The following is a 12,922-nucleotide window of genomic DNA, read 5'->3' on the forward strand; positions in this document are numbered from 1 at the left end:
GAGGCCGGTGACGGTCGCGGTCGGGTCGTGCCCGCGCGCCCGCACCGAGGCCGAGCGCGACGGCACCGGCACCAGCACCACGGGCCCGGCGAGCCCGTCGGTCGCGGCGGCCACCGCCTGCGCCAGGAGCCCGGCGAGCGGGCGGGCCAGCGCGAGGACACGACGCTCCTTGAGCGCGAGGACCAGTGCCCGGGGCACCCCGTCGTAGGACCCGGCCGCCCACGGCGTCACCAGGCCCGGGGGCACCGGGGTCGGCCAGGCCGGGGCCGCCGCCGACGGCAGACCGGCCTCGCACGTGCGGCACAGCGGCCGTCCCGGGGCCTCGCACCCGACGCACCGACCGCCGAGGAGCAGGTCGCACGCGGCGTCGCGGTAGTCCACGAGGCGATCGCACCAGCCCGGTCACCACCGGGCAAGCACGCCCGCGACGCCTGTGGATCAGCCGACGTAGCCCAGCGAGGTGACCGCCTCCTCGAGGCCGATCACCCGGCTGGTGGTCAGGTCGACCAGGCCGTTGCGCGTGACGGCGTACTGCTGCGCCTCGGGCACCGGCGAGCCGGCCAGGCCCACGACCTGCTCGTTGACGGTGGTCGACAGGGCCTCGACACCGGCCGGAGAGCCGTCGACCGCGACGGTGCGGACCTCGAAGAGCTCGCCGGGCACGACCTGGCTGAGCAGGGCGATCGAGGTGGCCGAGGTCCAGGCGATGTCGGCGACCCGCAGCGGCTCGGTGTCCTCGATGGTGATCGTGCGGACGTCGACGGCGCGCCGCACGCGACCGCGGAAGTCCACCTTGACCCGGCCCAGGAGCAGGCGGTCGACACCGGCATCACGCACCACCGCGGCGAACCGGGTGGCGTCGCGGGAGACCAGGAAGGACCGGACGTTCTCGCCGGTCACCCCGGGCACCTGCACGTCGCTCAGCCGGCCGTCCTCGCGGACGATGATGCGCGCTCCCGTGCGGGTCCGGTCCACGAGCCAGAGCCGGTCGGCGAAGTCCCACGAGGGCGTCATCAGGCTGGTGGCGCCGGAGACCACCTGCTCCACGCGCTGGGCCTCCTCCTCGCCCGCCTCGGCGCGCACCGCCCCGACCACGACCGAGGTGCCGTCGGAGGTCACCCCGGCGGCGGAGGTGGCGCGGAGGTTGACGGCGACCGAGCGCAGCCCGTAGTCGGTCTCCCCGAAGGGTCCGTCGGCCGGAGCGAGGGTGTCGGGCTCGCCGGAGACCAGCAGGCCCCCGCGCAGCCCGTAGAGCAGCAGGCTCGCCTGGTAGCCCGTGGGGTCGAACTCCGGGGCGTCGTCGACGCGGAACTCGCTGACCCCGCCGGGCAGGCGCACCTCCTTGTCGCCGATCCGCAGCCGGACCGCGTCGATCGAGGGCTCCTGGCGCAGCGTCCACACCAGCTGCGCGAGCATCTTCTCCACCACCTCGTCGTTCTGCTGCCCGGCGTCACCGACGAGGTTGATCTCCGCGACGCCCTCGGCGACCGGCACCGAGAGCCCCACGGAGAGGCCTCCGGGCAGGAAGCTGCGGGCGACGCCGGCGAGCTTCTCCCCCGGCCCGGCGAGCAGCCCGTCGATCAGGGTCGTGGCGAGCTGCCGGCCGCGGGGCACGAACACCGGCTCAGGCACGAGGATCTGGGAGGTCCGGTCGAAGAAGTAGAGCGACACCTGCCGGAAGCGCTGGGAGAACCATTGGGCCGGGACGATCAGGGCGTCGGGGGCCTCCGCGATCCGGTACTCGCCGTCCTCCACGACCATCCGGAAGGTCAGCGTCTGCTGGTCGGCCGCCAGGGGACCCTGCCAGCCGCCGCGCGCGTCGAGGGACTCCGGGTCGCTGAGGGCGACCGAGATCTCCCCGGTCCGGGGGTCGACGGTCGGGTCGTCGGCGGAGGCGTAGGTGATCGTGGCGTCGTCGGGGTTCCAGCCGGCCTGCGCCTGCTGGGCGAGGAACTGGGTCGCGACGTCGGTCTGCACGGGGTAGGCGGTCATGGCGTCGAGGAAGCCCTTGACGATCGCCGGAGCGGTCTCGCCCTCCTGCGGGGGTACGGCGTCGATGGCCGCGGCCTGCTGCTCCTCGACCTCCACCGAGGGCTCGGTCTCGACCACCGGTCCGCTCTCCGGCAGCTCGACGCAGCCGCTGAGGCCGGCGAGCAGCAGCAGCGAGCAGGCGGTGACGAGCAGCCGTCTGGTCCTGCTCATCGGGCCACCTCCGGGACGGGGTCGTCAGCGTCGGCCGGGACCAGCGGCAGGGGGCTGTGGCGCAGCGGCTCCCCCGCGCGACGGGGCAGCGTGAGCCGGAACTGGGCGCCCTGCCCGGGCCGGCCCCACGCCTGCAGCCAGCCGCCGTGCAGGTGGGTGTCCTCGAGCGCGATCGCGAGCCCCAGCCCGGTGCCGCCGCTGGTGCGGGCCCGGGCGGGGTCGGCCCGCCAGAAGCGGTTGAAGACCATGGCCGACTCCCCCGGGGCGAGGCCGACGCCGTAGTCGCGTACCGCGACGGCGGCCGTCTGGTCGTCGCTCGCGAGCAGCACCTTGATCTCGCGGCGGGCATCGGCGTGGTCGATGGCGTTGGTGATGAGGTTGCGCATGATGCGCTCCACGCGGCGTACGTCGGCCTCGGCGAGGCAGGGCCGCTCCGGCGCCTCGACGACCACGCGCACGCCCCGCTGGTCGGCCAGCGCGCGGGTGGAGTCGACGACGCGGTGCACGACGTCGAGCAGGTTGACGTCCTCGGCCTCGAGCAGCGCGGCCCCGGCGTCGAAGCGGCTGATCTCGAGCAGGTCGGCGAGCAGCACCTCGAAACGGTCCAGCTCGATCTGCAGCAGCTCCGCGGCTCGACGCGTGCCGGGGTCGAAGGACTCCTTGGCGTCGTGCAGCACGTCGCCGGCCATCCGCACCGTCGTCAGCGGGGTGCGCAGCTCGTGCGAGACGTCCGAGACGAAGCGGCGCTGCACCCGGCTCAGCTCCTCGAGCTGTCGGATCTGGCGCTGCAGGTTGCTCGCCATCTGGTTGAACGACGTCGCGAGCCGCGCCAGGTCGTCCTCGCCGGAGACCCGGAGGCGCTCCTGGAGCCGGCCGGCCGCCAGCCGCTCGGCGACCTGCCGGGCCATGCGGATCGGGGTGACGACCTGGCGGGCCACCAACCAGGTGATCCCGGCGACCAGGACGAGGAGGGCGACGGCCGCCGTCAGCAGGGCCCGCGTGACCAGCGCCAGCGTCTCGCGCTCCTCGTCGAGGGGGAAGAGGAAGTAGAACGTGTAGGTCCGGCCGTCCGAGGGCAGGACGACCTGGCTCCCCACGACGATGCCGGGCTCCTGGACCAGCTCGCCCGAGGGCGTGCGCGAGGTGATCTCGGAGTAGGTCCAGGCGGTGGGCGCCAGCTCCTCGAAGTGCCGCTGCAGCGAGCCCGGCACGCTGTCCAGGTCGAGACCCGTGGTGTACTCCGGCCCGCCGTCGGACAGCCGGGCCCCCTCGCCGGCGGGGACGCCGAGGACGACGCTGAAGCCGCGGGTCTCGCCGCGGGCGATGATCAGGTCGGCGAGCTCGCGCTGCTGCCGGCTGGCGTTGACCTCGGTGCCCGAGGCGGCCTCGAGGCGGGTGCTCGCCTCGTCGATGCTCGCGTCGGACTCGGCCAGGACCTGGTCGACCCGGTGCTCGAGGAGCCCGTCCTTGGTGGAGCTGAGCAGGAACCACCCCACCCCGCTGATGACGATCGCCGACAGCACCAGCGTGCTGGCCACCACCCGCGACTGGATCGAGCGGCGCCAGAAGGTCAGTGCCCGTCGTACGCCGGGCGGGACGCCGAGGCGCCGACCACGCGTCATGTCGCTACGCGTTCCCGGCCTTGTAGCCGACGCCGCGCACGGTGACGACGATCTCGGGGTGCTCGGGGTCGTGCTCGACCTTGGAGCGCAGCCGCTGCACGTGCACGTTGACCAGGCGGGTGTCGGCGGCGTGGCGGTAGCCCCAGACCTGCTCGAGCAGCACCTCGCGGGTGAACACCTGCCAGGGCTTGCGGGCCAGGCAGAGCAGCAGGTCGAACTCCAGCGGGGTCAGGCTGATCGGCTCGCCGCGGCGGTGCACGGCGTGCCCGGCCACGTCGATGGTGAGGTCGCCGATGGTCAGCGACTCCGCCGACGCGGCCTCGAAGCGGCGCACGCGGGCGCGGATGCGCGCCACGAGCTCCTTGGGCTTGAACGGCTTGACGACGTAGTCGTCCGCGCCGGACTCCAGGCCCACCACGACGTCGACGGTGTCGCCCTTGGCGGTGAGCATGACGATCGGCACGCCGGACTCGGCGCGGATCTCCTTGCAGACGTCGATGCCGTCGCGACCGGGCAGCATCAGGTCCAGCAGCACCACGTCGGGCTTGTAGTCGCGGAACTCGTCGATGGCGAGGTCGCCGCGCGTGCACATGCGGCTGTCGAAGCCCTCCTGGCGGAGCACGATCGTCAGCATCTCGGCCAGCGAGGCGTCGTCGTCGACGACCAGCACCCGCCCCTTGGGCGTGAGGCTGCTCGCGGTCCCCACCGTTGTCATGGCCTCCATAGTGCCACCCGGGCGTGTCGTACCCGGATTCGCAGGCCTCGGGAGCCCCTCGGTCAGGCAGGCGCCCAGTGGTCCTGGCCGCGCGCGAGCTCGTCGGCGAGACCGCCCATGTCGGCGGCGGCCTGGTCGTCGGCGTCCTCGATCCACCCGGCGGCGACGGCCAGGGTCCGCCCGGCGTCGATGAGCTCCTTGGCCGAGCCCGTCGTGATCGCGTCGAGCTGCTCCAGCGCCGCCAGCCAGCTGGCGTGGGGGCCGTAGCTGCCCATGCCGATGCTGTGGTCGCGCGACCAGATGCCCGAGCCGGTGTGGGACGCCGCGAACTCCGCGGCCCTCAGGAAGGCCTTGGCGACGATCGGCACGTCGTGGTTGCCGATGCTCTGGATGGTCCGCGAGTTGATCCTGATCTCGGCGGCGTCGACGAAGGTCTCGGCCATCCCGGCGCCAGGGTGGAGGTGGAAGTTGACCGGGTCGTTGTCGCCCAGGATCCCCTGGAGCGCCTGGAGCTTGGTCTGGAGCTCGCTCTCCTCGTCGTAGATCGCCTGCTCCAGCTCCTTCACCGCGTCCTCGAGGCTGGCGAAGATCTCCTCCGCCGTGCCGCCGGAGAGGGTGAGGGTCTTGTTGCCCGTCTTGGGCTCGGGCGTGACCTCGTCGAGGAAGGCGAGACCCTCCGACGCCGCGTCCACCAGCACGTCGAACTGCGCCGGCACGAAGACCCCGACGAGGTCGACGAAGGCCTTGACGACCCCCAGGTCGATGGATCCCGAGCCCCCGCCGCCGATGTCGAGCGAGTCGGCACCCGCTTGGGCGATCGCCATGATGTCGGTGCGCGCCTTCTTCCAGACCTGCTTCTCGCCGGCGACGGCGAGACCCGCGCCGGCGGCGACCTGTGCCTGGTTGACCATCACGCCGGTGATCCGGTCCACGCCGTAGCCGCCGTCGAAGGCGTAGAGCAGGTCGGAGGAGGCCTGGTCGGACTGGGGGCTGGCCCACTTGTAGATCAGGCCCATCGCGGTGCTGACCTCGACGTCCACGAACGTGTAGCCGCCCTCGCGCTGGCTCTGCGGGGTGATCGCGTCGACCGCGTCCTCGAGCGCGGCGATGGGGGCGTCGAAGTCGGCAGGGTCGGGCAGCGAGCGCCAGCCGTCGAAGACCTGGTGCAGCCGGTCGACCCACGGGGAGTAGATCGACTCGTACGCGTCGACCTCGTAGACGTGGTAGACCACGCTGCCCCGGGTCTCCTGGCCGACGTACTGCGCGCCGGGCGGGACGTCCGAGGACGCGGACTGGGCGATGGCGTTCAGCTTGAGGGTCACCATGCCCGTGGGCCCGAAGTTGGGCGGGAGCTCACCGTCCCAGTTGTTGCCGCGGAAGCCCTCGTCGGCGCTGCCGTACCACCCGAACTCCGAGACGTAGCGGCGTACGGCGTTGTCGAGGACGTCGTCCATGAGGTCGCCGAGTGCCGAGCTGCTGTAGGCGGTCACGAGTTCTCCTGCGTCACTGGGGGGATGTGGGGCGCGTGGTGCCTTCTGCTCCTGCCCGGGACGGCGCACGGGTAAACAGCCCGTCCGACCGTCGGCGGGTGGACCTGGTCACAGACGACTCCGCCCCTCGACCCGGTGGGTCGAGGGGCGGAGGGCGCTCAGGTGCGTGCCGAGGCTCAGTAGCGGTACTGGTCGGACTTGAACGGGCCCTGGACGTCGACGCCGAGGTAGGCGGCCTGGTCGTCGCTCAGGGTCGTCAGCTTGACGCCGAGGGCGCCGAGGTGGAGGCGGGCGACCTCCTCGTCGAGGTGCTTGGGCAGCACGTAGACGCCGACCGGGTAGTCCTGCGGCTTGGTGAAGATCTCGATCTGCGCCAGGACCTGGTTGGTGAAGGAGTTGGACATGACGAACGACGGGTGGCCGGTCGCGTTGCCGAGGTTCATCAGCCGGCCCTCGGAGAGGACGATGATCGCGTTGCCCGCCGGGAAGGTCCAGACGTCCACCTGGGGCTTGACGTTCTTGCGGACCGCGACGCCCTCGGCCTCGAGGCCGGCCATGTCGATCTCGTTGTCGAAGTGACCGATGTTGCCGAGGATCGCGTTGTGGCGCATGCGCGACATCTGCTCGACCGTGACGACGTCCTTGTTGCCGGTCGCGGTGATGATGATGTCCGCGACGTCGAGCACGTTGTCGAGGGTGTCGACCTGGTAGCCGTCCATCGCCGCCTGGAGCGCGCAGATGGGGTCGATCTCGGTGACGATGACGCGGGCGCCCTGGCCGCGCAGCGACTCCGCGCAGCCCTTGCCGACGTCGCCGTAGCCGCACACGACCGCGACCTTGCCGCCGATGAGGACGTCGGTGGCGCGGTTGATGCCGTCGATGAGCGAGTGGCGGCAGCCGTACTTGTTGTCGAACTTGGACTTGGTGACCGAGTCGTTGACGTTGATGGCCGGGAAGAGCAGCGAGCCCTCCTTCATCATGTCGTAGAGACGCAGCACGCCGGTGGTGGTCTCCTCGGTGACGCCCTTGATCTCGCCGGCGATCTGCGTCCAGCGGTCCTTGCTCTCCGCGAGGGAGGCGTTGAGGACGTCGAAGACGACCTTCTGCTCGACGCTCTTGGCGGTGGCGGGGTCGGGCGCGATGCCGGTCTTCTCCGCCTCGACACCGAGGTGCACGAGCATCGTGGCGTCGCCGCCGTCGTCGAGGATCATGTTGGCGGCCTTGCCCTCGGGCCACATGAGGATCTGCTGGGTGCACCACCAGTACTCCTCCAGCGTCTCGCCCTTCCAGGCGAAGACCGGGACGCCGGCGGGGCTGTCGACCGTGCCCTCGGGGCCGACGGCGATCGCCGCGGCGGCGTGGTCCTGGGTGGAGAAGATGTTGCAGGAGGCCCAGCGGACCTCGGCACCGAGCGCGGTCAGCGTCTCGATCAGGACCGCGGTCTGGATGGTCATGTGCAGCGACCCGGCGATCCGGGCGCCGGCGAGCGGCTTGGAGTCGCCGTAGCGCTCGCGCATCGCCATCAGGCCGGGCATCTCGTGCTCGGCCAGCGTGATCTCCATCCGACCGAAGTCGGCCAGGGAGAGGTCGGCAACCTTGTAGTCCATCAATGCTCCTGAGTCCGGCGGTTGGGCGTGCAACCCAGGCTAGAACGGGTTCCTGCCGATCGCAGAATCCTCGCGACCCCTCCGTGGAGCCGCTAGGAGAGGCGGTGTAGTGGGCTCACGACGGGGCCGAAACGGCTCAGTGCGCGGCCTTCTCCGAGCCGGCCTCGGCCTTGCCGTGGCCGAAGGGAAGCACGTGCATCACGGCCACCACGACGGCGCCCACGATGACGCCGGCGACGGCCGAGAGGGCCGTGTTGACGAGCCAGCCGAGGACCGCGCCGAGCGCGCCCGTCGCGTGGTGGACGTCCTCCTCGAGGTGGTGCACCCACTCGTACGGCGCGTGCCAGCCGAGGTCGTCGGCGCCGACCAGGAGGATGTGGCCGCCCACCCACAGCATGGCGACGGTGCCGACAACCGAGATCGTCGCGAGCAGGCCCGGCATGGCGCGCACGAGCCCGTGGCCGATCTTCTGCGCAGCAGTCGAGGCGCGCTGGGTCAGCGCCAGGCCCACGTCGTCCATCTTGACGATCAGCGCCACGACGCCGTAGACGGCGATCGTGATCAGGAACGCGACGACGATGAGGATCACCGCGCGCGACACGAAGGACTCCTCGGAGACCTCGTTGAGGGAGATCACCATGATCTCGGCCGACAGGATCAGGTCGGTGCGGATGGCACCGGCGACCATGGTCTTCTCGGCCTCGGCGTCGAACTCCGTGGCCTGCTTCTTCTCCGCCGGATGGTGCCCGGAGAACCGCTCCCAGACCTTCTCGGCGCCCTCGTAGCACAGGAAGGTGCCGCCCAGCATCAGGATCGGCGTCAGCAGACCCGGCAGGAACTGGCTGAGCAGCATGGCCACGGGCAGGATGATCAGGAGCTTGTTGCGGATCGAGCCGATCGCGATCCGGCGGATCATCGGCAGCTCGCGCTTGGCGGCCACACCCTGGACGTACTGCGGCGTCACGGCGGTGTCGTCGACCACGACCCCGGCGGCCTTCATGCTGGCGCGTCCGGCGGCGGCGGAGACGTCGTCGACCGAGGCTGCGGCGCGGCGCGCCATCGCCGCCACGTCGTCGAGGAGGGCGAAGAGCCCGCCGCTCACTGGGTCGCTCCGCGCGCGGCACCGGTCGTCATGGGCGTCAGCCTACTGAGATGTGGGGCGCGACGTCGGCGGGGGCAGCGGGCTGCCCTCCGGGCGCTCCTCGGCCAGCTGCTCGACGAGCTGGTCGAGCACCGGCGCGTCGTGGTCCTCGTGGGCCACGACGGTCACGCCCAGGTCGACCGCGTGCCGGGCGTGGCGCTCGGCGTGGCCGACGGGGTCGACCAGCACCGTCAGCCGTGTCGCCACGGGCGGCCACGCGAGCAGCATCGACACCGCGACCGCCCCGAGAGTGGTGACGAGCAGCGCCGCCACCCAGTGGTCGTCGGCCCAGTCGGGGAGGCCGGCGTACAGCGCGGTCTTCACGAAGAAGCCGTGCAGGAGGTAGACGACCAGGCTCGCGGCGCCCATGCGGGCGAACCAGCCGGACGCGCGCGGGACGAGCGCCAGGAACGACATCGCCGCCAGGGTGCCGACCAGCAGCAGTCCCCCGCGGATCAGGAGCGCCTCCAGGTCGGAGTCCTCCAGGGTGTCGTAGCGGGCACGGTAGTAGAGCCACTCCGTGGAGACGGCCGTGTCCGTGACCCAGGTGAGCGCGACGACCCCGGCGAAGACGGCGACCGCCGCGAGCTGGACCGGCGTACGCCGCAGCGAGGCCAGCCGCTCGGGGGTCGCCTTGAGGCCGAGCACGAAGAACGGCAGCAGGCCGCAGATGCGGGCGAAGTCGAAGGTGTCGCCGGCCCAGAGCCCCGCCCCGAGGCTGATCGCCACCGCGACGAGCACCCCACCGGGCATCGGCCGGAAGATCGGCGTGACCAGGCGCCAGAAGAAGAGCGCCGAGAGGTACCACAGCGGCCAGTGCGGGTCGAGGAACAGGTCCTCGAGATTCTCCCCGCCGACGTGGACCCGGAAGAGCGCGATCGCGCACTCGAAGATCACGTAGGGCACCGCCACCGTCCGCACGAGCTGCCACAGGCGCGCCGACGTCCACTCGAACGAGCGCGAGAGGTAGCCGGTGACGAACACGAACGCCGGCACGTGCCAGAGATAGACGAAGTCGTAGAGGTGCTGCACCAGCGGCTCCGCCGGGAGCAGCGTCCACGCGTGGCCGACGACCACCAGGGTCACCAGCGCCATCTTGGCGTTGTCGAACCAGGCGTCCCGCGTCGCCATCTCGGGTCGCCTCAGACCTCGACGAGCCCGAGCCGGAGGTACTCGGCGGCGTAGGTCCCGCTCAGCATCAGCGACGCGTAGCGCGCGACCTCGCAGCCGGTCTCGGCCGTGAGGTGCTCGACGCGGACGCCGCGCTCGTCGGCGGCGCCGAGCAGACGGCTGCGGTGCTGGCGCAGCACCGGGTCGTCGGCTCCGTCGTCGAGGACGAGCAGCATCGGTCGCAGCTCACCGCCGTCGTCGGAGAACGGGTCGTCGAACACGTCGCGCGGGCGGGTCGCCTCGATCACCGGCAGCAGGTGCTCGGCGTCCCCGGCGAGCGCGGTGCGCCCGCTGGACCGTCGTACCGACTCGGCCACGCGGCGGGCCGCCCGGGCGGCGAGCACGGACCCTCCCCACACGAGCGGGTTGGCGTCGGCGAGCGCGATCGCCAGCATCTTGGCGGGGTTGACGGCGAGGTCGCGGTGCGGCGAGCACGCGGTCGCGACGGCGTCGAGCGACTCGGCGACCTCCTCGGGCGGCGCACTGGGCCCCAGCCCGATCTGGTGGAGGTAGTTGAGCATCACGACGGCGGTCGCGAGCTGGTCGCCCGTGGTCGTGGGGAGCTGCGTGGTCCAGCGGCCCGCGGCGTGGTCGGCGACGATCGACGACGACGGGCACGCGACCACGACCTGGCAGCCGCGGCGCACGGCCTCGGCGACCGCCGAGGCGGTGCCGGCGTCGCCACCGTCGGGAGCGAGCACCACGACGAGGTCGAGGCTGCCGGCCCAGCCCGGCAGGGCCTGGCCCGGCCACGCGACGAACGGGACCGGGCACCACGGCTCGAGCACGGCCCGCAGGAGCCGCGAGTCGGGTCCGGCGGCGATGACCGCACGCGGCCGCGCCTGGTCCTCGCTGCGGGCCACGACCTGGGCGATCGCCTCGTCGGCGTCACCCGCCTCCCGGCGTACGCGCGCCCCCGACTCCGCGAGCGTGCGCAGGCGCAGGTCGATCCCCGTCAGGGCGCGCTCGTCGTCCAGGCGCGACTCGTCGAACCAGGACATCTCAGGCGGGCTTGCGGGCTTCGTCGACGAGCATCACGGGGATGCCGTCGCGGATCGGGTAGGCCAGGCCGCAGCCCTCGCACACCAGCTCCGGGGCCGCCGGGTCGTCGTCGACGAGTGCCAGGTCGCTGTGGCACGCCGGGCAGACGATGATCTCCAACAGGGTGGGGTCCAGCTCGATGCTCATCGCTCTCTCCTGATCTCGGCGAGGACCTCGTCGCGCATGCGCTCCATGGTCGGCTCGTCCCTTCCTTCGGCGTTGAGCCGCAGCAGCGGCTCGGTGTTGGACGGACGCACGTTGAACGTCCAGTCGTCGTGGCTCACGGTCAGTCCGTCGAGGTGGTCGGTGACCACGCCGTCCCGACCGCCGTACGTCGCCCCGAGGTCGGCCATCACGGCGGCCGCGTCGTCGACGACGCTGTTGATCTCGCCGCTGACGGGGTAGCGCTCGTACTCCCCCAGCAGCTCCGACAGGGTCAGGTCGGTCTCGGCGAGCGCGGCGAGCGCGTGCAGCGCGGCCAGCATGCCGGAGTCGGCGCGCCAGAAGTCGCGGAAGTAGAAGTGACCGCTGTGCTCGCCGCCGAAGACGGCGTCGGTCTCGGCCATCGTGGCCTTGATGAACGAGTGGCCCACCCGCGTGCGCACCGGGTGGCCGCCGTGCTCGCGGACGATCTCGGGCACCGCCCGGCTGGTGATCAGGTTGTGGATGATCGTGGAGCCGGGGTGCTTGGCCAGCTCCCGCGCGGCGATGAGGGCGGTCAGCGTCGACGGGGAGACGCCGTGGCCCCGCTCGTCGACCAGGAAGCAGCGGTCGGCGTCGCCGTCGAACGCGAGGCCGATGTCGGCGCCGGTCTCGAGGACCTTGGCCTTGAGGTCGGCGAGGTTGGCCTCGTCGATCGGGTTGGCCTCGTGGTGCGGGAAGGACCCGTCGAGCTCGAAGTACATCGGGACGAGCTCGACCTGCTCGGCGCCGAGGAGGCCGAAGACGGCCGGCGCGGTGTGCCCGGCCATCCCGTTGCCGGCATCGGCGACGACCGTCAGCCGGCGGCCGGAGACGGGCGCGAGGGTGAGCAGGTGGGCGGCGTACGCCTCGAGGACGTCGGTCTCGTAGACCTTGCCCGTGCGGCTGGAGGGCGCCTCCTCCCCCGAGGCCACCAGGTCGCGGATCTCGGCGAGGCCGGTGTCGAGTCCGATGGGGGTGGCCTTGGTGCGGCACATCTTGATGCCGTTGTACTGGGCCGGGTTGTGGCTGGCGGTGAACATCGCACCCGGCATGTCGAGGTGACCGGAGGCGAAGTAGAGCTGGTCTGTCGAGGCGAGGCCGATCATGACGACGTCGGCGCCCGCGGCGCTGGCACCCGCCGCGAAGGCCGCGGCCATCCCGGGCGAGCTCGGCCGCATGTCGTGACCGACGACGACCTCGCGCGCGCCCACCACCTGCACGTAGGCGCGTCCGGTGGCGTGGGCCAAGGCCTCGTCGATCTGGTCGGGCACCGTCCCGCGCACGTCGTAGGCCTTGAAGACGGCCCGCACGTTGGCCGGGTCGAGCGTGCTCGACGAGTCGTCTGCCATGCAGCAGACCCTAGTCGTGCCGAGCTCGCGTCCCTCAGTCGGTGGTGAGGACGCGCAGGTGCCCGCGGCGGGTGGTCTCGTGGCCGGTCTCGTCCTCGGGCGCGATCCGCGCGACGGGCACGGGGCGCGCGGCCTCACGCACCGCGTCGGCCAGGGCGAGCAGGTCGTCCCCGGACGGCCCCTCGTCACGCGGGTCGCCGGCGAGCCGGATGACCTCCCACCCGCGGGGGGCGGAGAGCCGCTCGCTGTGGTCGGCGCACAGGTCGTAGGCGTGCGGCTCGGCGAAGGTCGCGAGCGGGCCCAGGACGGCGGTGGAGTCGGCGTAGACGTAGGTCAGCGTGTGAACGGCGGGGCGTCCGCAGGGGGTGCGCGAACAACGACGCTTCAGGGTCACGACGCAGA

The 12,922-nt window shown here is 72.1% G+C and carries 12 protein-coding genes; all 12 read right to left on the minus strand.

The genetic code is table 11. The features are described 5' to 3' along the window. Positions 1-381, minus strand: a 381-nt coding sequence (locus IRQ30_RS20730) for a ComF family protein (protein ID WP_420827620.1), incomplete at its 3' end; no start/stop codon positions are given. A 57-nt stretch (positions 382-438) separates the two neighbouring features. Beyond that, positions 439-2,202 carry an LpqB family beta-propeller domain-containing protein gene (locus IRQ30_RS20735; RefSeq protein ID WP_193614790.1) on the minus strand — a complete coding sequence of 588 codons (1,764 nt, stop codon included), beginning with the start codon at positions 2,200-2,202 and terminating at the stop codon, positions 439-441. After that, positions 2,199-3,824: an MtrAB system histidine kinase MtrB gene (gene mtrB / locus IRQ30_RS20740; RefSeq protein WP_193607309.1), complete on the minus strand. Its 1,626-nt coding sequence runs from the start codon at positions 3,822-3,824 to the stop codon at positions 2,199-2,201. The genes IRQ30_RS20735 and mtrB overlap by 4 nt, the downstream gene beginning before the upstream one ends. Before the next feature lie 4 nt (positions 3,825-3,828). Then, positions 3,829-4,539 (minus strand): MtrAB system response regulator MtrA, encoded by a 711-nt coding sequence (gene mtrA, locus IRQ30_RS20745; protein ID WP_193607308.1) that lies wholly within the window; start codon positions 4,537-4,539, stop codon positions 3,829-3,831. Positions 4,540-4,601: 62 nt separating this feature from the next. Continuing rightward, on the minus strand, positions 4,602-6,029 hold the full coding sequence (locus IRQ30_RS20750) for a hypothetical protein (protein WP_193614791.1): 1,428 nt from the start codon (positions 6,027-6,029) through the stop codon (positions 4,602-4,604). Between the two features lie 176 nt (positions 6,030-6,205). Continuing rightward, the gene (gene ahcY / locus IRQ30_RS20755) at positions 6,206-7,636 is read right to left on the minus strand and encodes an adenosylhomocysteinase (protein ID WP_193614792.1); all 1,431 of its coding nucleotides are present in this window, start codon (positions 7,634-7,636) and stop codon (positions 6,206-6,208) included. A gap of 136 nt (positions 7,637-7,772) precedes the next feature. Continuing rightward, positions 7,773-8,738 (minus strand): DUF808 family protein, encoded by a 966-nt coding sequence (locus tag IRQ30_RS20760; RefSeq protein ID WP_193614793.1) that lies wholly within the window; start codon positions 8,736-8,738, stop codon positions 7,773-7,775. Positions 8,739-8,780: 42 nt separating this feature from the next. Continuing rightward, positions 8,781-9,908 (minus strand): acyltransferase family protein, encoded by a 1,128-nt coding sequence (locus IRQ30_RS20765; protein WP_193614794.1) that lies wholly within the window; start codon positions 9,906-9,908, stop codon positions 8,781-8,783. Positions 9,909-9,919: 11 nt separating this feature from the next. After that, positions 9,920-10,948, minus strand: a complete 1,029-nt coding sequence (locus tag IRQ30_RS20770) for an SIS domain-containing protein (protein ID WP_193614795.1) — start codon at positions 10,946-10,948, stop codon at positions 9,920-9,922. A gap of 1 nt (position 10,949) precedes the next feature. Next, positions 10,950-11,135 carry a Trm112 family protein gene (locus tag IRQ30_RS20775; protein ID WP_264674160.1) on the minus strand — a complete coding sequence of 62 codons (186 nt, stop codon included), beginning with the start codon at positions 11,133-11,135 and terminating at the stop codon, positions 10,950-10,952. Further along, a complete protein-coding gene (locus tag IRQ30_RS20780; RefSeq protein WP_193614796.1) occupies positions 11,132-12,520 on the minus strand; it encodes a phosphomannomutase/phosphoglucomutase in 1,389 nt (462 codons plus the stop codon). Before IRQ30_RS20780 ends, IRQ30_RS20775 begins: the two co-directional genes overlap by 4 nt. 34 nt (positions 12,521-12,554) lie before the next feature. Further along, the gene (locus tag IRQ30_RS20785; protein ID WP_193607301.1) at positions 12,555-12,914 is read right to left on the minus strand and encodes a DUF3499 family protein; all 360 of its coding nucleotides are present in this window, start codon (positions 12,912-12,914) and stop codon (positions 12,555-12,557) included. Positions 12,915-12,922: the final 8 nt, after the last annotated feature.

Origin of the sequence: Nocardioides lijunqiniae (genome assembly GCF_015024225.1) — a bacterium.
Classification (GTDB): Bacteria; Actinomycetota; Actinomycetes; order Propionibacteriales; family Nocardioidaceae; genus Nocardioides; species Nocardioides lijunqiniae.